The organism is Arthrobacter sp. 147(2020) (assembly GCF_013116715.1).
GTDB lineage: Bacteria > Actinomycetota > Actinomycetes > Actinomycetales > Micrococcaceae > Arthrobacter_D.
The window spans coordinates 45,249-65,363 of the sequence record NZ_JABFOM010000007.1 but is presented as its reverse complement, the minus strand read 5'-3'; the positions used below and the strand labels follow the sequence as shown (position 1 = coordinate 65,363).

The window sequence follows — 20,115 nt, the reverse complement described above, 5'->3', positions numbered from 1 at the left end:
AGAGAACCTGCCGTCGGGCGGAATGAATCTGCTCCCTTCCGGCGTTGGACTAGGTATCTGAAGAAAGCTACGAACCTGTTAGGAGGGGAGATGCTCAATCCTGAAACTCTTTTCAACTCAAACGCCGACCTGATCGACGGCCAGCAGCTGCGGGGGCTTCCTCTTCTTGCTGGTTTCACCGGATTTGTCGACGCGGGGCATGTGGTGTCCCAGGTGATCGAGGAAATGCTGACCACCCTTGACCATGAGCTGGTGGCGGTGTTCGATGCCGACCAGCTGATCGACTACCGCAGCCGGCGCCCCAGGATTACGTTCGCCGAGGACCACCTCGCCGACTACCACCCGCCCCGCCTTGAACTGCACCGCGTGTACGACGGCATGGGAGTGCCGTTCCTGCTCCTTGCCGGTTTTGAGCCGGACCTGCAGTGGGAACGGTTCATCAGTGCCGTGACAGGACTCGTCGACCGGTTCGAGGTGCCCCTGGTGTCCTGGATCAACTCGGTGCCGATGCCCGTCCCGCACACCCGCCCGCTCGGCGTGACAGTTCATGGGAACCGCGCGGACCTGATCGAGGGAATGAACACTTGGCGGCCCACCGCCGAGTTGCAGGCCTCAGTAGGCCACCTCCTTGAGCTCCGCCTGATCGAATCCGGGCACGACGTCGTCGGCTACGTGGTGCACGTGCCCCACTACCTCGCGGAAGCCGAATACCCGCCCGCCGCGGTCACTGCTCTTGAGTACCTCGGTGCGTCCGCGTCGCTGGTGCTGCCCACCGACCGGCTGCGTGAAGCCGGCCGTGACGTGGAACGGCAGATCGCCCGGCAGGTCGACGGTTCCGCCGACGTCCGGGGAGTTGTCACCACGCTTGAACAGCGCTACGACGAGCGCGCCGGGTCCGCCGAACGCCGATCACTGCTGGTGAAGGAAAACAGCGAGCTGGCGGACGCGGACGAGATCGGCGCGGCGGTGGAAGCCTACCTGGCCAGCCCGCAGGCTGCCGACGAGTCCGAGCAGTTGCTGGAAGAGGACCGGAAGGCCGGCGAAACGCCGGATCCCGATACCGAGCCCGAGGGCGAAGCCGGCCGCTAAGGTTTCCCAACCTTCCTCCACAGGGGTCTTCGTTCTGGGGTTACGCACATAGAGTCGGCCCGGCCTCCGCTTTGGCCGGGCCGAGGGCATGCTCAACCAATGACATCCGCACCAGCCCCGCCCGAGCCCCCCTTCAAGGTCACGTCGCCAGCCGACATCCTCAGTTACATCCTGCATACGTTGGGTTTCCAGCCGGAATCAAGCCTAGTCCTGCTCACGATGTCCGGGAAGCGGGTTGGGGCAACGTTGCGGGTTGACCTGCCCCATCCGGATGCTGACCCGGTTGCCTATGCGACTGGCCTTTGCTCAATTCTTACCGCCGACACCTCCGCGGACGGCACGCTGATGATCCTTTACACGGGGGAGCCGTGGGACCGGCACGGGCCACCACCCCACTACGAGATCGTCGGCCGCCTCAGGCAGTCACTCGACGAGGTGGGGCTGGCCCTGCGCGATGGCTGGCTGGTGAACGAGACCTGCTGGCGGGACTACTTCTGTGAGGACCCGAAGTGCTGCCCCTGGCCGGGGCACCCCCTCGGAAGCGTCCAGGACAGCCCGCTGAACGCGGAACTGGTCTACCGGGGGAGCAGTTATGCTGACTCGCTGACCGCCGCCGTCGGAGTTGGCGGCCACGAACCGTGGACGGATCGGGCGGACCTCACCCGCCGGTGGCGGGCCGAGGAATCCCGTCTGCGACGGCGGTGGCGGAATACCTCCCAATTCACTGCCACCCTCGCGCTCTGGGAGGAGTTGCTCACCACCAAATCTGCAGTTCCTGCGGCGCCGTCGCCCCCCGCACCCGCGGACCACCTCCTGGAGGATCACACCGGGGAATCCACCCCGGACCTCGAAACGATCACTCACCTCCTGGCATCGCTCACCTGCCGCACCCTGCGGGACTCGGTACTGGTGCTCACTGGGCTGGGGAAGTCAGTGGCCCTGCAGGGGGCAGCCGGGCTCGGTCTCCTCAGGGGTACTGGGCTCGCCGGTACAGCCCAGGCCGACGCCGACCGGGACGCATCCGAGCGGGCAGCCGCCGACAACTACTGCGGTGTCCTGATCGGCCAGTACCGTGGCCAGCTGCAATGGCAACGCATTGATGCAGCACACCACCATCTGACCCGGTTGTCCGCCGTTGCCGAGGGGGAGCCGCTTGCCGCCCTGCTGACCATGCTCGGGTGGATCGAGTGGGCACGCGGCAGGGGCTCCCGGGCGCACCTCTATTTCCAGCGGGCGTTGACGGTCGAACCCGGCTACAGGCTCGCTGAACTGCTGGAGGAGGTGGTGGCGCGGGGCATGCTCGCAGAATGGTCAAGGGACAAGAATCTGGCGTGGCGGAACGGCAACCCATCTGCCCCCTAAGCGGCGGCGCGAGGGCGGTTTCGGATGGGCAGAGGATTTATCGAAGCCCGCGAATCGTGCGACAATGGGAGTCGAGACCCGGTCGGGTTCGTGTGTCAAGAAGTGGTCTGTATCTCAACCGGCCATCCTTTGGTGGATGGTTGGGGAATAGTGCAGGCGGCGGGACGGTTCCTCTTCAGTAAGGAAAGCCCCGTCAATCTCCTTGAATTCAATCACGGACTTGACAGGGTCATAGTGGTGTTGCCCCCTTGGCAGCATCACAGACGCCGTATGAAAGGTTCTCTGTGTCGGCCAAGAAGACAACTGCACCGGATGTAACAGAACCCGGGGCAACGACCACCAAACGCCGGGCCGCCCCCAAGAAGGCGGCACCGAAGACCGCTGCTGTGAAGCCCTTGTCAGCACGGGCCGCGAAGGCGGCAGCGCAGAACGCCGCCGCCGCTGAGGTTGAAGACGACAGCCCGGAGATCGACGCCGCGGGAAACCCCGTCGAGCCCGCTGAGACCACCGAGCGCGCAGCCGCCGAGGCTGAAACCAAGGCCGGCTCAGGCTTCGTCTACTCGGACGCCGACGACGACGCCCCCGCCCAGCAGGTTATCTCTGCCGGCGCGACCGCGGACCCCGTCAAGGACTACCTGAAGCAGATCGGCAAGGTGGCTCTGCTGAACGCGGAGCAGGAAGTCGATCTTGCCCTCCGCATCGAGGCCGGCCTCTTCGCCGAGGAAAAGCTCGCTGCAGACAAGGACGCCGCGAAGCCGCTGGATCCGAAACTGCGCCGTGAACTGGAATGGGTCATCCACGACGGCAAGCGCGCCAAGAACCACCTGCTGGAAGCGAACCTCCGTCTGGTGGTTTCCCTGGCCAAGCGTTACACCGGCCGCGGCATGCTGTTCCTTGACCTCATCCAGGAGGGGAACCTGGGCCTGATTCGTGCGGTCGAGAAGTTCGACTACACCAAGGGCTTCAAGTTCTCCACCTACGCCACCTGGTGGATCCGCCAGGCCATCACCCGTGCCATGGCCGACCAGGCACGGACGATCCGTATCCCTGTCCACATGGTCGAGGTCATCAACAAGCTGGCCCGGGTACAGCGGCAGATGCTTCAGGACCTGGGTCGCGAACCCACGCCTGAGGAACTCGCGCTCGAACTGGACATGACACCCGAGAAGGTTGTCGAGGTCCAGAAGTACGGTCGCGAGCCGATCTCGCTGCACACCCCGCTGGGTGAAGACGGCGACTCGGAGTTCGGTGACCTGATCGAGGACTCCGAAGCCGTGGTACCCGCCGACGCCGTCAGCTTCACCCTGCTGCAGGAACAGTTGCACTCGGTGCTCGACACGCTGTCGGAACGGGAGGCAGGCGTCGTCGCGATGCGCTTCGGCCTCACTGACGGACAGCCGAAGACGTTAGACGAAATCGGTAAGGTCTACGGTGTGACCCGCGAGCGGATCCGCCAGATCGAATCGAAGACAATGTCCAAGTTGCGTCACCCGTCCCGGTCGCAGGTGCTGCGCGACTACCTCGACTAGCAAGCCCTGGGCTTCCGAACACCGGCTCCAACCAGAAAGGACCCCCACACCTCAGGTGTGGGGGTCCTTTCTGGTTTCAGGCCGCGATTGGCGGCCCGGGTGACGCTTCTAGTCTTCGCTTACCGGTCCGGGTGCTGCATGCAGACGGTTGGTCTCATCCTGCCACTCGGACGTCAGCGGCCTCAGATTCGACTCAACGGAACGCGCGTGGTGGCCACAAAAGAGCAGCTCACCACCGGAGGACTGAAGTACTGCGCGCACATAGGCCTGGGCTCCGCAGCGGTCACAGCGGTCCAGCGCGGTCATTTCGCGGGTTGCTACTGCTGTTGTCATGATTGCCTCCTTAGTGGTTCCTGTAGTTCATATAACCACTATTCGTTGCCGATCCATCGCAAGCTGGGTGTTCTTTCGCTGAGCGCGTAGCATAGTCCGACGCCGTCACACCTTTGGTGCCGGACCGTGCGGCCCGCCTACGCCGAACCGTCTGGCCGGGGGAATATGCTGGAAGAATGCGGCCGGAGGTCCCCGGCGCGGCGCCCGGCTACCGGTGACGCCTCCACCCTGTCCTACCTGCCAAGGAGTTTCACCCAACGTGGCGCCACCAAGCACCGAATACAACGCCCGCCACCTCTCCGTCCTGGAAGGCCTCGAAGCTGTCCGCAAACGGCCGGGCATGTACATCGGCTCCACGGATTCCCGCGGGTTGATGCACTGCCTTTGGGAGATCATCGACAACTCGGTGGATGAGGCCCTCGCCGGGCACGGGCAGAGCATCAAGGTCATCCTTCACCCTGACGGTTCAGTCGAGATTCACGACGACGGCCGGGGCATTCCCGTCGACGCCGAACCAAAAACCGGACTCAGCGGTGTGGAGGTGGTCTTCACCAAGCTGCACGCTGGCGGAAAGTTCGGCGGCGGCTCCTACACGGCGTCCGGCGGGTTGCACGGTGTGGGCGCGAGCGTGGTGAATGCGCTGTCCGCCCGGCTCGATGTTCAGGTGGACCGCGGTAGCAAGACCTATCAGATGTCCTTCAGACGCGGTGAGCCCGGCCGGTTCCTCGACGCCAAGACCCCCTCGCCCACCGCGAAGTTCGAGCCATTCCTCGAAAGCTCCCGGCTCGAGGTGGTCGGCACCACCAAGCGCGGTGTCACCGGTACCCGGATCCGTTACTGGGCTGACCGCCAGATCTTCACCCCCGACGCGAAATTCTCCTACGAGGAGCTGCAGTCCCGGGCCCGCCAGACGTCCTTCCTGGTTCCCGGTCTGCGGATCACCCTGCGCGACGAACGCCGCCTCGCTGGCACCGCCGCCGAGGCCGGTCCAGTGGAGGAAGTATTCCAGCACGACGGCGGGATCTCCGAGTTCACCACCTTCCTCGCCGCCGACAGCGCGGTGACCGATGTGTGGCGCCTGCACGGCTCAGGTCGGTTCAAGGAATCGGTGCCGGTGCTCGGCGAAAACGGGCACAGCGAGATTGCCGAGGTGGAACGCGACTGCGAGGTCGACATTGCCCTGCGCTGGGGAATCGGTTACGACACCACAGTGAAAAGCTTCGTGAACATTATCGCGACGCCCAAGGGTGGTACCCACCAGAGCGGCTTCGAACAATCCCTCCTGAAATCCTTCCGGAAGGTGATCGAGGCGAACGCCCGGAAGCTCAAGGCCGGCAGCGACAAGATCGAAAAGGACGACGTGTTCGCGGGACTGACAGCCGTCCTGACGGTGCGGCTGGCGGAACCCCAGTTCGAGGGACAGACCAAGGAAATCCTCGGCACGTCCGCGGTCCGGGCCATTGTGGCGAAGGTGGTCGAGAAGGAAATCCTCGCCAAGCTCAACTCGACGGCCCGCGGCGACAAGGCGCAGAGCGCGCTGCTGCTGGAAAAGGTTGTCGCTGAGATGAAGTCCCGCATCTCCGCGCGGGTTCACAAGGAAACGCAGCGGCGGAAGAACGCCCTCGAGACCTCGTCGATGCCGTCCAAGCTGGCTGACTGCCGGATTGACGATGTCGAGCGCTCCGAACTGTTCATCGTCGAGGGTGACAGTGCTCTTGGCACCGCGAAGCTGGCACGCTCCTCCGACTACCAGGCACTGCTTCCCATTCGCGGGAAGATTCTGAACGTCCAGAAGGCCTCGGTGGGGGACATGCTCGCCAACGCCGAGTGCGGTGCCCTGATCCAGGTGGTGGGCGCAGGCTCCGGCCGCAGCTTCCAGTTGGACGCCGCCCGCTACGGGAAAGTGATCCTGATGACCGACGCCGACGTCGACGGCGCCCACATCCGGACTCTGCTGCTTACACTGTTCTTCAGGTACATGCGTCCGCTGGTCGACGCGGGACGGGTTTTTGCTGCGGTACCGCCGCTGCACCGGGTGGAGGTGGTCAACCACGGGTCCAAGGCCAATGAGACGATCTACACCTACTCGGAGCAGGAACTGAACCGGCTCCTGGCCGCCCTGGAGAAGCAGGGCAAGCGGTACAAGGAACCCATCCAGCGCTACAAGGGCCTGGGGGAGATGGACGCCGAGCAGCTGGCTGAAACCACCATGGACCCGCGGCACCGGACCCTCCGGAGGGTCCGGATCCAAGAAGCCGAGTCAGCTGAGCGGGTGTTCGACCTGCTGATGGGCAGTGACGTTGCCCCGCGCAAGGACTTCATCGTGGCGGGCGCCGCGTCCCTGGACCGGGAGCAGATCGACGCCTGACCGGCAGGCACCACAGCGGCTCCTGGCGCGATGTGTCAGCCCAGCACCCAGGGGGCGATCAGGAGCAGGGTCGGGGCCACCAGCAGCAGGCCAGAGGTGCCGAGGGCTGCGCCCTGCTGCACCGGCGAAAGGGTCGGCTGCGGGGTAAGGAGCCGGTGGATCCGGTTCACCGTGGACCCGGTGTCCTGCCCGCTCGGGGAACCGGGCGTCAGCGTGGTGGTGGACAGCGCGTCGGATGGGTAGACCCCGTCAGAGTCGGCCAGCGGCCCGGATGCCACAATGGCGATCGCCCGGGCGAGAACCGGCTCGCGGACCGTCTTCAGCGCCTCGTCGTCCGCCAGCATCTCGATCAGCTCGTTGACTGCGCGCTGTGCCAGCTGGGAGGTCGGCAACCACGGCAGCGCCGACCGCCAGGCGGCGAATGCCCACAGGAGCAGGTGGTGGCGTTGGTGGAGGTGGGCACGCTCGTGCACCAGGACGGCGTCGAGCTCCTGAGCGGTCAGGAGATCCAACAACCCGTCCGACAGGACAGTGACTGAGCGGGCACCGCCCGGCAGACAGTAGGCGACGGGGGTGGGGTGGTTGATCACCAGGGTGGCCGGACGGTTCGCGGCGGGTGAACTGAGCAGGTTCAGCATGTCCCGGTGGCGCCGACGCTGGCCCTGGATCTTGGCGTAGGTCAACAGCAGCGTGAAGATCAGGTGGGCGCTGAGCAGCCCCGCGGCGCTGAGCGCGAACACATGCACCAGACCCAGCTCAGCGGCAGGCTCGTTGCTGATGGCCATCGTGCCTAGCCGGCCCAGGGCCTCCACCAGGTTGTCTCCCAGCGGATCGAGCCCCCACACCAGCATGGCCCCGATCATCGAGAGCCCACCGGCCAGGGCAATGGCCTGCCAGAGAATCATCGCGGTAGCGGGTGCCCGGGTGGGCCACTTCGCCCGCGATAGCGCTACCGGTGCCGGCCAGGCAAGGACGACGGCGAGCCCGGCCAGCAGATGGGCGGCCCAAAACATCCGTTCAGCTGCCGAGCAGTTTACGCAGCGCCTGTGCCTCGCTGTCCGATACGCTTCCGATGAACCGTGCCAGGACGGCCTCCCGGTCCGGAGCGGTGACCAGGACCTCGTGCATCAGCTCGGCGGTGTGTTCCTCACGGCTGGTGATGGCCCGGTAGCGGTGCGGGCGGGTTTCGCGTTCCCGCTCCACCAGGCCCTTTTTCTCCAGGCGTGACAGGACGGTCAGGACCGTGGTGACAGCGAGTTCCTTGCCGACGGCGTCGTGCGTGGCCAGGGCCAGCTGATCGCGCAACGCGTTGGCTGTCAAAGCCCCGGGGGTGCCCCACAGCAGGTCCATCACTGTGCGTTCGAGTTCTCCGAGGGTGGCCATGCAAGTCCTTCATTTCAGTTGTGAGTTACTAAACAAATCTACTCCCTTTCTGGGCAATGTTCTACATGCGGTAGAACAGGTCACATCGGCGACGGCGAAATGCTTCACCCGACCGCGTGCCATACTCTTTTGCCATGACTAAGTCAGTGACGGACTACTTTCCCACCGGTACGCCCCTGCAGTGGCGGCCTATCACGCCGGACGATATCGGGCAGTGGCTGGAGCTCATCAAGCGCATGGCCGAGGAGGACAAGCCGGACTGGGTCGAGGAACGCGCCGACCTGGAGCAGATCCTTGAATCGTCAAAGACAGACCCGGAGAAGGACACCATCCTGGGGCTGGACGCCGACGGCGTCCCCCGCGCGGTCGGAGCCATCCAGAAGAATCATGGCTCGACCCTGATCCACACGATGGGTGGGGTGGATCCGGCCTGGCGGCGCCGCGGCATCGGGACCGCACTGTACGGCTGGCAGGCGGCGCGCGCCCGACGGCGCCTCGATGAGGACGGCGCAGCGGAAGGGGTGCTGCGCACCTACGCGGAGGAGCGGGTTCCCTCCCAGCTGGCCCTGATGGATGCGACCGGGAACACTGTGGCGCGGTACTTCACCGAGATGACCCGCCCCCTGGGGACGGAGATCCCGGCGGTCCAGCTCCCTGCCGGACTGCGGATCGCAACGTTTTCTGAGGAACTCTCCGAGGCGGTGCGGCTGGCCCACAACGAGGCGTTCCAGGACCACTGGGGCAGTGAGCCGCGGGACGAGGAATCCTGGCGGTACACGGTGACGCACCCCGAGTTCAGACCTGACTGGAGCCTGGCGGTGGTCGACGAGGAAACCGGTGAGGTGGCCGCCTACCAGCTGGCCAGCTTCGATCCCGGCTCGAAGGAGATCCTGGGATACACGGAGGCCTACACCGATCTGCTTGGGGTGCGCCGGAACTGGCGGGGGCTCCGTCTGGCCCCGGCGCTGCTTGTCGAGGCGATGCGACGGTTCGCAGCGGATGGCATCGAGAACGCCGGGCTGGGCGTGGACACCGAGAACCCGTCAGGGGCGCTCGGGCTGTACGAGCGCCTCGGCTACGAACCCACCCACCGGACTAGGGTCTACGAACTGGCGATCTAGCCTCAGACCGGGCTGGGCCCGATCGCCTCCACTGTCTGGTTGAGCGCCACTCCTGAACCGTCCCGCCGGCCGTGTTCAGTGGGCAGCGCCCGGGACACGCCGCTCGAGGAGGCCGCCTTCGCCGGTCCGTGACCGGCCCAGGCGACCACCAGCCCGTCCTCATCCTTGAGGAACCGGTGGGCACGCACGCCAGCAGTGGCCCTGCCCTTCGCCGGGTACTCGGCGAACTCGGTGACCTTCACCGAACCCGCGGAGGTGCCGGGCAGCGCCCCGCTCGCTGCTGCGACGGTGACGACGACGGCTGCCGGGTCGTCGGTGGTCACGGCACCGAAGTGAATGACCGAGTCGCCCGTTCCCAGCTTGATGCCTGCCATCCCGCCAGCGGTGCGGCCCTGCGGCCGGACCGTCGACGCGGGGAAACGGAGCAGCTGTGCCTGCGCGGTGATGAAGACCAGGGCATCGTGGTCGGCGGCCGTCGCCAGACCCACCAGCTTGTCCTTGGGCTTGAGGGAAATGACCTCCCACTCGTCCCGGTTGAGCGGGTACTCAGGAGCCACCCGCTTCACCACGCCCTGCGCGGTGCCCAGGGCGATCACGGTGTCCAGGGGAGCCAACCCCACCAGTACCTCGCCCGGGAGCAGCGTCATGAACTCCTGCGCGGGGACTCCACCGGCCAGGTTCGGAATGCCGGCGGTGGGGGCCAGCGCCGGCATGTCCATCACCTGCAGGCGCAGCATCCGGCCGGCGGACGTCACCGCACCTACCTCTGCCCGGGCAGTGGAGGGGAGCACCGAGCGGAACACATCGTGCTTGACCCGCTGCCCTGCCTCACCGAAAGGTTCCTGGCTGGAGGTGCGCGCCAATTGACCTGACGTGGAAAGGATGACCCAGCAGGGGTCGTCAGCGATCTCGAGCGGCAGGGGCGCCGCCTTACCGCCGGTTGCCACAGCCGCCGGCATGACCGTGCCCTTCAGCGGGGAGCTGGACTCGGACTCCAGGAGGACCGTTCGCCGCGGCGTCGCGAATTTCTCTGCCACCTGGGCAAGTTCCTCCGACAGGAGGGCCCGCAGCCGTTCCTCGGAGCCGAGCAGCTCTTCCAGCAGCGTAATCTCGCGGCGCAGCTCGTCCTGTTCCTTCTCCAGCTCGATCCGCGAGTACTTGGTCAGCTGGCGCAGGCGCAGTTCGAGGATGTAGTTGGCCTGCAGCTCGGACAGGTCGTAGATCGACATCAGGCGTTCCCTGGCCTGCGCCGACTCGTCGGAGGAGCGGATGATCTGGATGACTTCGTCGATATCAACGATCGCGATCAGCAGGCCCTCGACCAGGTGCAGCCGGTCCTTCTTGCGGCCCAGCCGGTAGGTGGTGCGCCGGCGGACCACCGAGAGCCGGTGCTTGATGTAGACCTGCAGCAGCTCGACCAGGCCGAGCGTCCTGGGCTGCCCATCCACCAGGGTCACATTGTTGATCCCGAAGGAATCCTCCATCGGCGTGTACCGGTACAGCTGGGCGAGCACCGCGTTCGGGTTGAAACCGTTCTTCAGTTCGATGACCAGCCGGAGCCCGTGGCGTCGGTCGGTCAGGTCCACGATGTCGGAAATGCCCTGCAGCTTCTTGGAAGTGACGGCATCCTTGATCTTCTCGATGATCTTTTCCGGGCCCACCGTGTAGGGAAGCTCGGTCACCACCAGGCCGGTCCGCCGGGCGGAGAGCTGCTCGATACCTACCGTGGCGCGGGTCTTGAACGACCCCCGGCCGGTGGCGTACGCGTCGCGCACCCCGTCGAGACCGACAATTTTGCCGCCACTCGGGAGGTCCGGGCCGGGAATGAAACGCATCAGGTCATCAAGACCCGCATCCGGGTTGCTGATCAGGTGCCGGGCGGCGGCGATCACCTCGCCGAGGTTGTGGGGTGCCATGTTGGTGGCCATGCCGACGGCGATGCCCGTGGCGCCGTTGACCAGCAGGTTGGGGAACGCGGCCGGGAGTACCTCGGGCTGCAGCAGCTGGTTGTCGTAGTTCGGGACGAAGTCCACCACGTCTTCGTCCAGGTGGTCGGTCATGGTGAGCGCCGCGGCGGCGAGCCGGGCCTCGGTGTACCGGGGGGCGGCCGGGCCGTCGTCGAGCGAGCCAAAGTTTCCGTGACCGTCGATCAGGGGCAGGCGCAGGGAGAAGTCCTGGGCCATGCGCACCATCGCGTCGTAGATTGCCGCATCACCGTGGGGGTGGAGTTTTCCCATCACCTCGCCCACCACACGGGCGGACTTCACATGCCCGCGGTCCGGCCGCAGACCCATGTCGGTCATCATGTAGAGGATGCGCCGTTGGACGGGCTTGAGCCCGTCCCGCGCGTCGGGCAGGGCCCGGGAGTAAATCACCGAATAGGCGTATTCCAGGAACGAGTGTTCCATCTCGGACGTGACGTCGATATCGATGATGTTCTCGGTGTAATCCACCGGGGCTGCTGTGGTTTGGCGCCTGGCCATGATCGGGTGGTCCTCGGGTCGTGAAGGGGGTGTGCTGCCAACAGTAATGACGTGGGCGCCGAACGCCCACTAGGGTGAGTCTATGGCTGCTGGCGGACATTACCCGGAATATTGGGAGGCCGACGTCGTGTTGCGGGACGGCGCCACCGCACATTTGCGGCCCATTTCGCCCGACGACGCGGATGCTGTCCAGCACTTTCACATGCAGCAGTCCGAGAACTCCATCTACCTGCGGTTCTTCACCTACAAGTCGTCGCTGAGCACCAAAGAGCTCAAACGGTTCACCGAGGTGGACCACCGCGACCGGGTCGCCTTCGTGATCACCCGGGGCACCGACATCCTGGGCATCGGACGGTACGACCGGCTCGATGACCCGACCGAGGCGGAGGTCGCCTTCAACATTGCCGACGCCCATCAGGGCCGGGGGCTGGGGTCCATCCTGCTGGAGCACCTGGCGGCAGCGGCCCGGGAGAACGGAATCAGCCGGTTCTCCGCCGAGGTCCTCCCGGAGAACCGGAAGATGATCACCGTTTTCGCCGAGGCCGGGTATGAGGTGCAGCGCCGCTTCGACGACGGCGTGGTGATGCTGCAGTTCAACATCGACCCCACCGAGAAATCCCGGGCAGTGATGGAATCCCGCGAGCACCGTGCTGAGGCCCGCAGCGTCGCCGACCTGCTCTCGCCGTCGTCGGTGGCAGTGATCGGCGCCAGCCGCGAGTGGGGGACCGTCGGGTACTCCTTCCTGGAACACATCATTGACGGCGGCTACACCGGCGACGTGTACGCGGTGAACCCCGAGGCCTTCGAACTGGCGGGAATGATTTCCTTCGCATCGATCGCTGAGGTGCCGGGGCCAGTCGAACTCGCGGTCATCGCCGTGCCCTACGACCAGGTGGCAGCGGTGGTTGACCAGTGCGGGGAGGCTGGCGTCAAGGGACTGCTCGTCGCCACCGCCGGATTTGCCGACGACGGCGCCGCAGGCCTGGCCCGGCAGCGAACCCTCGTGCACCGGGCTCGGGCCTACGGGATGCGGGTGGTGGGACCGGCGTCGCTCGGACTGGTGAACACCGACCCAGCGATCAGACTCAACGCCTCAATGGCTCCCGCCCTGCCCGCTGCCGGCGCCCTGGGCCTGTTCAGCCAGTCGGCGGCGATCGGCGTCCTGCTCTACGCGGCCGCCGGGCGGCGCGGGCTGGGACTGAGCTCCTTCGTCTCCGCCGGGAACCGGGCTGATATCTCCGGTAATGACGCCATGCAGTACTGGGAGGACGATCCCTCCACCCGGGCCGTCGGGCTGTACCTCGAATCGGTCGGCAACCCCCGCAAGTTCTCCCGGATTGCCCGCCGCCTGTCCAAGACAAAACCCGTTATCGTGGCGAAGTCCGATGTGATGGGCCTTCAGCTGCCCCCGGGACACGCAGTGCGCACCACCCAGGCGCCGTCGGGTGCGCTCGATGCGATGCTCAAACAGTCGGGGGTGATCCGGGTCGAGACCACCGCCCAGCTGGTGGACATTGCCCAGATCCTCGTCAGCCAGCCGCTGCCCGCAGGTCCCAGCCTCGCGGTGTTCAGCAACTCCCTGGCGCTGGGCAAGGTGGTGGCCGACGCGGCTGCCGCCCAGTCCCTGGACGTGCGTCGCCTGGTCACCGACATCGAACTGGACACCGGACAGTCGGTTGCGCTGCCCGTCCTCCGCGCGGCGGTCCTGGAGGCGTTAGCGGATGAGGAGGTGCACTCGGCGGTGGTTGCCCTGCTGCCCTCCCCGGGCCTGACAGTCGATGCCATCGCGGCCTGTCTCAGGGACTGCGCCGAAACGGCCAACAAGCCGCTGGTCGCTTCCTTCGCCGGCATTCTGGATCCGATGGTGCGCTCCGAGGGGCTGCTCGCTGTCCCCGACAATCCGATGGGGGAGTCCACCGGCCAGCGGGGAATCCCGTGCTACTCGGGCCCAGGAGCGGCGGTCGCCGCGCTGGGAGCAGTCGTGACGTACGCCCGGTGGCGGGCACGGGACAACGGCGGGTTCGACGAGCCGGCGGATATCGATCCGGACGCCGCGTCGGAGCTGCTCCATCAGGCGCTGGAACGGGTCGACGGCGACGGGCTGACCCGTCTGGACCCGGGCGAAGCTGCCACCCTGCTGGACCACTACGGCATCACCCTGCTTCCCGCTGTCCGGTTCACCACCGCCGATGAGGCGGTGGCGGCCGCCGACCGGCTGGGCTGGCCGGTGGTCATCAAGACCGTTGACGAGCACCTCCGGCACCGGCTCGACCTCGGGGGCGTCCGGCTGAACATCGAGGATGCCGACTCGCTCCGGCTGAACATCGCCCAGATGGAGAAGGTGCTTGCGCCCTTCGGGGTCAGCGGGATGGAAGTGCAAACGATGGCACCCTCCGGTCAGGCGTGCACCCTCCGTGCCATCGAGGACCCCCTGCTGGGGCCGGTGCTGTCTTTCGGGCTGGCGGGCGACGCCGTCGACCTCCTCGACGACTGGGCGCACAGCATTCCGCCGCTCTCCACCGTTGACGTCTCGGACCTGGTCCGTGCACCCCGGGCCTCCCGCAAATTGTTCGGGTACCAGGGTCTTCCGGCTACCGATATCGCGGCCATCGAGAACCTGATCAAACGGGTGGCCGTCCTGAAGGACCGCCACCCCGAGATTGCTCTGCTGGAGTTCAACCCCGTGCTGGTCTCGGCGGGCGGGCTGGTCATCCTGAGCACCGACATCCTGGTGGGCAACCCGCAGCGGCGGACCGACAGCGCCCGGCGCGCCATGCGGGACTGACACCGGGTTAGGCGGCGGGCGCCCGAATAAGGGAAACTGGATGTATGACCTCATCGCTCTCCGCTGAACGCCGCAGCCTCGACGCCTCCCTGGAACGGGCTGGTTTCTACCCTCGCTTGGTCGCCGACACGGTGCACGATGCCCTCGACGGCAGGGAACCGCTCTCCCACGTGGTGCACCTGGAGACCCACTTCGAGCGGAACGAGGTGCACCGCCACATCACTGTGCTGGTCCTCACCGAGGACATGCTGGTGATCACCCACGTCGACGACCAGCAGCTGGACGAGGATGGGCAGCAGATGATGGCCCAGGTCTCCACCGAATCCGTCCCGGTCAGCCAGATCCGGTCGGTGGTGCTCAGCTACCTCTACGCCCAGCCGCAGGACTACAAGCCCTCCGACCAGGCCCGTGAGCTCACCCTGGCAATTGCCTGGTCCGGCGGTCAGCGTCTGGACATGGGGCCAGCCGGCTGCAGCGACCCGCAGTGCGACGCCGACCACGGCTACACCGGCACCATTTCGCAGGAGGACATTGTGCTGCGCGTCAGTGCCGAGGCCGACGGCATGCAGGCAGTCCAGAACGCGAAGTCATTTGCCCGCGCCCTGCGGAAGGTCAACACGGCCAACCCGGTCACGCCCGTCGCCGCCGGCACGCTGGCTCCGGCGCCGCGCAGGCAGCCAGGTCTCGGTGCGCGGTTCAGCCGGACCCACCACCAGGGCTAGCCCTCAGTGGATCAGATCACCGGACACCGGGAGCCTCTTCCGGCGGCACCCGCCTATGGCCGCAGCACCATCGCCGAGGTGTTCACCAGCGCTGCCGCGGCCCTGGACCTTACCTCCACCACCGGCCCCTTCGACAACGCCCTCGGCCTCCCGGCCGCGTCCCGTATCTGCGTGGTGGTGGTCGACGGGCTCGGGTCGGCGCTGCTGAAGAAACGTGGGGGGCACGCGCCGTTCCTGCGCCGGCACCTGGACAGTGCCCGCACCATCGGATCGGCGTTCCCGTCAACGACCGCCGCGTCACTGGCCAGCCTTGGCACCGGCCTGCCTCCCGGCAGGCATGGCCTGGTGGGCTACGACGTCCTGGACCCCGAGCAGGACAAAGTGGTGAACATGCTCGGCGGCTGGGACGCGAAAGTGGACCCCCAGCGGTGGCAGCCTTATCCGTCTGTCTTTGAACAGGTTTCCGCCCAGGTCCCCGTGGTGAGCGTGTCCCTCCCGAAGTTCGCCGATTCCGCCATGACCCGCGCCGCGCTCAGGGGCGGCAGCTACGTGGCAGCCGGAACCCTTCAAGCGCGGGTGCGCAGTGCACACGAACAGCTCGCCGCGACGAAGCGGTCCCTCGTATACCTCTATCTCAACGAGATGGACAAGGCCGGCCACCGGTTCGGCTGCGGTTCCTCCCAGTGGGGAACCCAGCTCGAGGATGTCGACGGTGCCGTCAAAACGCTCGCCGCCCGCGTGCCCTCCGACACCCTCCTGCTGCTGACTGCCGACCACGGGATGGTCGACGTCGACGAGGCGCACCGCTACGACTTCTCGACCGACCCCACGCTGATCGACGGAGTCGCCCACACAGCCGGCGAGCCGCGGATGCTGCACCTGTACCTGGAACCCGGCCTGTCCACCGACCGGCGCGAGAGCCTCGTCGCGGCCTGGCAGGCGGCCTACGGGCAGTACGCGTGGATCCTTACCCGCGAGCAGGCCATCGAGGCAGGGCTGTTCGGCCAGGTCGACGAGCGGGTCCTGCCCCGCATCGGTGACCTCCTGGTCGCGGCACGGGAACCCATCGCGCTGTACGACCGCCGCCGCACCAGCGAATCAGCGATGGAAGTTGTGGGGCAGCATGGGTCCCTGACCCGCGCCGAACGCGAAGTGCCGTTGCTGACGCTGGGCCGCCCGGGCGGGAAGGTCTCCCGTGGCTGAACTGATCTTCTTTTCCGGAACCATGGACTGCGGCAAATCGACCCTGGCCCTGCAGATGGATCACAACCATCGGGCCAGGGGCCGGGCTGGCCTGCTCTTCAGCTCCCACGACCGGGCGGGCGAGGCGATGATCTCCAGCCGGCTCGGCCTTCAGACGGGAGCGGTGGAGGTTACCGACGGCACCGACTTCTGGGCCGAGATTGTCCGACGTCGCACGGCCGCCGAGCGGGTCGATTACCTGATCTGCGACGAGGCCCAGTTCTACACGGGCGAGCAGATCGACCAGCTGGCCCGCATTGTCGATGAGATGGACGTCGACGTGTTTGCATTCGGGATCACCTCGGATTTCAGAACCAGGCTCTTTCCTGGCTCGCAGCGGCTCATCGAACTCGCGGACCGGGTCCAGGTGCTCCAGGTGGAGGCGCTCTGCTGGTGCGGCCGCCGGGCAACCCACAATGCGCGGACCATCGACGGTGTCATGGTGGTCGAGGGTGACCAGGTGGTGGTAGGCGATGTGGAACTCCAGCAGGTGCAGCGGGACCCGCTGCAGCCTGAACTGCCGATTGCCGAAGGAGCCGCAGACGACGCTCCCCACCCGCCGGTGACGGGTTACGAAACCCTGTGCCGGCGCCATCACACCCGGCGGGTTACCCTGCGGACGGCCAACGCGATGAAGAGCAACGAAATGCTGCTGCCGTTCTCGCCCTAAGGCAGGAACTGGTGTGCCGACGCTTGGCTTTCCCAGGACACCGGCTTGTCTCAGGTCGGCTAGTCGCTCTTGGTGCCGAAGACGATCTCATCCCAGCTGGGGACACTGGACCGCTTCGGCCGGATCTTGCGATCTGTGGGCTCGTCGGCCACCTTCGGTGAACGTGCGGGGACCGGGTCCTGCTCCGGGCGGTCATCTGTAGCCTCAGCCGGTTCGGCGGAGGGCTGTGCCGGGCGCCCGGGCCGGGCGAAGATGCTGATCTCACGGGTGTCAGTGCTCACATCCTCGGAGAGGCGGGGTGAGCCATCGCTGTAGGTCTGAGGTTCCTGGTCCTCGTCGTCGGGTCGCATCGACGGGGCCAGACTGAGACCAGCGAACCGCTGCGGTTCCTCGGCGTCGTCGATGCTCTCGGCAGAACCGGTGGCGTCCGCCTCTTCGTCCCCCTCGGTGGGGCGGGGGTGGGCTGCGGGGATACTGCCCTTGGCCAGCAGGTGCGCGAGGGCGTCGTCGCCCTCCTCATCCACTCCGAGACGCTGCCCGCGCCGGGACCGGAGCACGTCCAACAGGTTGTCGGAGGCCTCTTCGGCGGCAACCTCGGGCGCCTTCTGGGCCTCGAAGTCGAAGACGTGATCGGCCACGGCGCTGAGCCGACGCGTCGGCAGAGGGCCGTCAAGGGGTTCAAGCTCGCTGAGCAGCTGGGCCCACCGGTTGGTGTTGAGGACTGTCTTGCGGCTGGGGTTGAACGTCCACTGGGCCGGTGGCTCCTCGCCCACACTCACACGGGCGTCGGATGCCAGTTCAAATCGGGCGACGACATTCCACAGTCCGTCCGGCCGGCGCCAGGCGTCCCATTCGACGCCGCTCGGATCCACCCCGTAGGCCTGCAGCCGGTAATCGACCATTTCTCCCAGCTGTGCCGGGTTCTCGCCAAACGCTGACCGGTAGCCATCGTGGGACGGCAGGGGAGAGGACACCTCGACGCGTTGGGCCAGGATGGCCATGTAGTCGCGCTCGGCGCGGACCGGACCCTCATAGCGGAGCACGTGTGCCAGTTCCTGGCCGGTCTCGTCAACGATGTCCTGGGCCGTTGCGCCGCTGCGGATCCTCGCCTGGATGTCCCGGGGCGACAACGGCACCACCGGCTTGCCCGCGGGAGGCGGGGGGGTGGTGATCTTGTGCTGTTCCATGGGGCGGGAAACCGCCATGCGGAGCGCCTCGTTGACCGGCAGGCTGTAATTCGAGCCGTCCTCGCCGTTCAAGTGCAGGTGTCCGCCGTCCTCGTGAACACCTACCAGCCGTAGTTCCTGCATGAAAATCCTCCGAGCCGACATTGCTTCCTTACCGTGAAACTTTGCCACCTGTTGGCCCACATGCCTACTACACCCGTGGTGTGGCGCGGAACTTTCGCCGTCGGACGGGCCAGGACGACGCGGAATTGGACTATCCCGGCGGCGTGGGCAACAATCGCTGGCGTACGGGCACAAACTGCGGTCAGTCAGCGTTGGACTCGACGTTGAACAGTTTCGACGTGAACGTTGGACAGTTTCGAGTAGCACAACCACAGAACACCGGAGAGTGAACAACCGATTATGGCGACCGATTACGATACGCCGCGCACCACCCAGGACGACTCTGACGCTGACTCGATCGACGAGTTGAAAGCGCAACGACCCGACCACCAGTCCCCGGTGATCGACGAGGACGAGATAGAAGCGGCTGACGGGTTCGAACTGCCCGGAGCCGACCTCTCAGGCGAGGAAATCCAGGTGCGGATCCTCCCCGCCCAGGCCGATGAATTCACCTGTGCATCCTGTTTCCTGGTGCGTCACCGATCCCAGATCGCCCGTCAGGTCGGTGCACTGGCCTACTGCAGTGACTGCGAGGGGTAGGTCGTCAGGATCTGGTCAGCTGACCAGGGCCGCGACGAGCTGCTCGGGGCGACGGGTGGAGGTCAACCAGTAGGGAGTGGGATCCGCCGGGTCGGTGATTGCCACCCGGACCACCGGGGAAATCCATCCCCTGATACACAGGTACGCGGTCGCATTCAGCTGCGGCCCGCGCTGGGCGGTCGCGTCCTCACCGGTGTACGCCGTCGCCTCCCCGAGGAACTGCCGCTCAATGGTGGCCCGTCCCACGGTCAGGTGCGACGACGTCACCACGATGCGCGGCGTGGACAACACCAGGAGCGTGACCAGCACCACTGCGACGACGGTGGCCGCAATGAACCCGGTGGTCAGGTTGATGGGGGCGAACGTGACCACTGAGGCTCCCGCCGCGCCGGCCGCAACCAGCCAGATCCACGGTGCAGGCCACAGCCGCTCCTCGTAGATGACGGGGCTGGCGGATGGTGCTGGAGCGGGGGTTGACATACCCCTACCCTGACAGATTTTTCGGGGTACTTCATCCCAGCACGCAGCATCGTCGGCACCCGGCAGCCACCAAGGTTAAGGCGCTAGAGTGAAGGCCTACCCCGATCACCCACGACGCAGCTGGAGTAAGAACGTGCTGGACCCACAGCGGAGACTTCCCGTGCAGATCAAACTGCTCGACGACGCGATGACACCCCCGGCGTACGCCCAGCCGGGTGATGCTGGCGCAGACCTGCGGACCCGCATCGATTTTCGGCTGGCACCGGGGGAGCGGGCCCTGGTGCCCACCGGCGTGGCCATTGCCCTTCCGGAAGGATATGTGGGCCTGGTCCATCCGCGGTCCGGTCTGGCGACGAAGCACGGGGTGACAGTGGTCAACGCACCGGGGACCATCGACTCCGGCTACCGGGGGGAAATTGCCGTCACCCTGCTGAATACCGACACAACTGAGTCACTGAGCTTCAAACGGGGTGACCGGATCGCCCAGCTGGTCATCCAGCAGGTGGAACAGGCTAACTTCACAGTGGTGGAGGAGCTTCCGGAATCGGTGCGCGGCGCTGCGGGCTTCGGATCCACCGGGGGTTACAGCATCGAACCCACAGCGCATCCAACCCACGCATAACCTAGAGGATATCCAGCTACGGGACCCGGCACGACGG

At 66.3% G+C, this 20,115-nt stretch carries 17 protein-coding genes; 11 read left to right on the top strand and 6 right to left on the bottom strand.

The window, feature by feature from the left end; translation table 11 throughout:
* The first annotated feature begins 90 nt into the window (after positions 1-90).
* The 3 genes from HMI58_RS07185 to HMI58_RS07175 all read left to right on the top strand — a co-directional run bounded on the left by HMI58_RS07185 (position 91) and on the right by HMI58_RS07175 (position 3,980).
* Complete coding sequence (locus HMI58_RS07185) at positions 91-1,089, top strand: PAC2 family protein (protein ID WP_171585312.1); 999 nt, start codon at positions 91-93, stop codon at positions 1,087-1,089.
* Between the two features lie 99 nt (positions 1,090-1,188).
* A complete protein-coding gene (locus HMI58_RS07180) occupies positions 1,189-2,451 on the top strand; it encodes a DUF4192 domain-containing protein (RefSeq protein ID WP_171618655.1) in 1,263 nt (420 codons plus the stop codon).
* 284 nt (positions 2,452-2,735) lie between these two features.
* Positions 2,736-3,980, top strand: a complete 1,245-nt coding sequence (locus tag HMI58_RS07175; RefSeq protein ID WP_171618654.1) for an RNA polymerase sigma factor — start codon at positions 2,736-2,738, stop codon at positions 3,978-3,980.
* Between the two features lie 108 nt (positions 3,981-4,088).
* Here the strand turns inward: HMI58_RS07175 and HMI58_RS07170 are convergent, their stop codons facing one another.
* Positions 4,089-4,313 carry a hypothetical protein gene (locus HMI58_RS07170; RefSeq protein ID WP_171585309.1) on the bottom strand — a complete coding sequence of 75 codons (225 nt, stop codon included), beginning with the start codon at positions 4,311-4,313 and terminating at the stop codon, positions 4,089-4,091.
* 259 nt (positions 4,314-4,572) lie between these two features.
* On the opposite strand from HMI58_RS07170, the gene HMI58_RS07165 reads away from it, so the two are divergent.
* On the top strand, positions 4,573-6,681 hold the full coding sequence (locus HMI58_RS07165) for a DNA topoisomerase IV subunit B (protein ID WP_171585308.1): 2,109 nt from the start codon (positions 4,573-4,575) through the stop codon (positions 6,679-6,681).
* A gap of 35 nt (positions 6,682-6,716) precedes the next feature.
* Here the strand turns inward: HMI58_RS07165 and HMI58_RS07160 are convergent, their stop codons facing one another.
* The gene (locus tag HMI58_RS07160) at positions 6,717-7,694 is read right to left on the bottom strand and encodes a M56 family metallopeptidase (protein WP_171618653.1); all 978 of its coding nucleotides are present in this window, start codon (positions 7,692-7,694) and stop codon (positions 6,717-6,719) included.
* A gap of 4 nt (positions 7,695-7,698) precedes the next feature.
* Positions 7,699-8,064, bottom strand: a complete 366-nt coding sequence (locus tag HMI58_RS07155) for a BlaI/MecI/CopY family transcriptional regulator (protein ID WP_171585306.1) — start codon at positions 8,062-8,064, stop codon at positions 7,699-7,701.
* A gap of 134 nt (positions 8,065-8,198) precedes the next feature.
* Between HMI58_RS07155 and HMI58_RS07150 the strand changes: the two genes are divergently transcribed.
* Positions 8,199-9,185: a GNAT family N-acetyltransferase gene (locus HMI58_RS07150; protein ID WP_225667976.1), complete on the top strand. Its 987-nt coding sequence runs from the start codon at positions 8,199-8,201 to the stop codon at positions 9,183-9,185.
* Between the two features lie 2 nt (positions 9,186-9,187).
* Here HMI58_RS07150 and HMI58_RS07145 read toward each other — a convergent pair whose 3' ends face one another.
* Positions 9,188-11,668 carry a DNA topoisomerase (ATP-hydrolyzing) gene (locus HMI58_RS07145; RefSeq protein WP_171618652.1) on the bottom strand — a complete coding sequence of 827 codons (2,481 nt, stop codon included), beginning with the start codon at positions 11,666-11,668 and terminating at the stop codon, positions 9,188-9,190.
* 82 nt (positions 11,669-11,750) lie between these two features.
* Between HMI58_RS07145 and HMI58_RS07140 the strand changes: the two genes are divergently transcribed.
* The 4 genes from HMI58_RS07140 to HMI58_RS07125 are packed head-to-tail and all read left to right on the top strand — an operon-like array spanning position 11,751 to position 17,087.
* On the top strand, positions 11,751-14,453 hold the full coding sequence (locus tag HMI58_RS07140) for a GNAT family N-acetyltransferase (RefSeq protein WP_171618651.1): 2,703 nt from the start codon (positions 11,751-11,753) through the stop codon (positions 14,451-14,453).
* Between the two features lie 44 nt (positions 14,454-14,497).
* The gene (locus tag HMI58_RS07135; protein WP_171618650.1) at positions 14,498-15,175 is read left to right on the top strand and encodes a DUF5998 family protein; all 678 of its coding nucleotides are present in this window, start codon (positions 14,498-14,500) and stop codon (positions 15,173-15,175) included.
* 6 nt (positions 15,176-15,181) lie between these two features.
* Positions 15,182-16,378, top strand: a complete 1,197-nt coding sequence (locus HMI58_RS07130; RefSeq protein WP_171618649.1) for an alkaline phosphatase family protein — start codon at positions 15,182-15,184, stop codon at positions 16,376-16,378.
* A complete protein-coding gene (locus HMI58_RS07125; protein WP_171618648.1) occupies positions 16,371-17,087 on the top strand; it encodes a thymidine kinase in 717 nt (238 codons plus the stop codon). The genes HMI58_RS07130 and HMI58_RS07125 overlap by 8 nt, the downstream gene beginning before the upstream one ends.
* A 59-nt stretch (positions 17,088-17,146) precedes the next feature.
* Here HMI58_RS07125 and sepH read toward each other — a convergent pair whose 3' ends face one another.
* The gene (gene sepH / locus HMI58_RS07120) at positions 17,147-18,397 is read right to left on the bottom strand and encodes a septation protein SepH (RefSeq protein ID WP_171618647.1); all 1,251 of its coding nucleotides are present in this window, start codon (positions 18,395-18,397) and stop codon (positions 17,147-17,149) included.
* Between the two features lie 279 nt (positions 18,398-18,676).
* On the opposite strand from sepH, the gene HMI58_RS07115 reads away from it, so the two are divergent.
* Positions 18,677-18,976, top strand: a complete 300-nt coding sequence (locus tag HMI58_RS07115) for a DUF4193 domain-containing protein (RefSeq protein ID WP_171618646.1) — start codon at positions 18,677-18,679, stop codon at positions 18,974-18,976.
* Positions 18,977-18,991: 15 nt separating this feature from the next.
* Here the strand turns inward: HMI58_RS07115 and HMI58_RS07110 are convergent, their stop codons facing one another.
* Positions 18,992-19,456, bottom strand: coding sequence for a DUF3093 domain-containing protein (locus tag HMI58_RS07110; protein WP_171618645.1), 465 nt, complete (start codon positions 19,454-19,456; stop codon positions 18,992-18,994).
* A gap of 133 nt (positions 19,457-19,589) precedes the next feature.
* On the opposite strand from HMI58_RS07110, the gene dut reads away from it, so the two are divergent.
* The gene (gene dut, locus HMI58_RS07105; RefSeq protein ID WP_171618745.1) at positions 19,590-20,078 is read left to right on the top strand and encodes a dUTP diphosphatase; all 489 of its coding nucleotides are present in this window, start codon (positions 19,590-19,592) and stop codon (positions 20,076-20,078) included.
* Positions 20,079-20,115 lie beyond the last annotated feature (37 nt).

What these genes read in the sequence shown, in the direction of transcription:
- HMI58_RS07170 (WP_171585309.1), bottom strand. Translation starts at nt 4,313, where the DNA reads ATGACAACAGCAGTAGCAACCCGCGAAATGACCGCGCTGGACCGCTGT.
- HMI58_RS07185 (WP_171585312.1), top strand. Translation starts at nt 91, where the DNA reads ATGCTCAATCCTGAAACTCTTTTCAACTCAAACGCCGACCTGATCGAC.
- HMI58_RS07110 (WP_171618645.1), bottom strand. Translation starts at nt 19,456, where the DNA reads ATGTCAACCCCCGCTCCAGCACCATCCGCCAGCCCCGTCATCTACGAG.
- HMI58_RS07135 (WP_171618650.1), top strand. Translation starts at nt 14,498, where the DNA reads ATGACCTCATCGCTCTCCGCTGAACGCCGCAGCCTCGACGCCTCCCTG.
- HMI58_RS07155 (WP_171585306.1), bottom strand. Translation starts at nt 8,064, where the DNA reads ATGGCCACCCTCGGAGAACTCGAACGCACAGTGATGGACCTGCTGTGG.
- HMI58_RS07115 (WP_171618646.1), top strand. Translation starts at nt 18,677, where the DNA reads ATGGCGACCGATTACGATACGCCGCGCACCACCCAGGACGACTCTGAC.
- HMI58_RS07145 (WP_171618652.1), bottom strand. Translation starts at nt 11,668, where the DNA reads ATGGCCAGGCGCCAAACCACAGCAGCCCCGGTGGATTACACCGAGAAC.
- HMI58_RS07180 (WP_171618655.1), top strand. Translation starts at nt 1,189, where the DNA reads ATGACATCCGCACCAGCCCCGCCCGAGCCCCCCTTCAAGGTCACGTCG.
- HMI58_RS07150 (WP_225667976.1), top strand. Translation starts at nt 8,199, where the DNA reads ATGACTAAGTCAGTGACGGACTACTTTCCCACCGGTACGCCCCTGCAG.
- HMI58_RS07160 (WP_171618653.1), bottom strand. Translation starts at nt 7,694, where the DNA reads ATGTTTTGGGCCGCCCATCTGCTGGCCGGGCTCGCCGTCGTCCTTGCC.
- sepH (WP_171618647.1), bottom strand. Translation starts at nt 18,397, where the DNA reads ATGCAGGAACTACGGCTGGTAGGTGTTCACGAGGACGGCGGACACCTG.
- HMI58_RS07140 (WP_171618651.1), top strand. Translation starts at nt 11,751, where the DNA reads ATGGCTGCTGGCGGACATTACCCGGAATATTGGGAGGCCGACGTCGTG.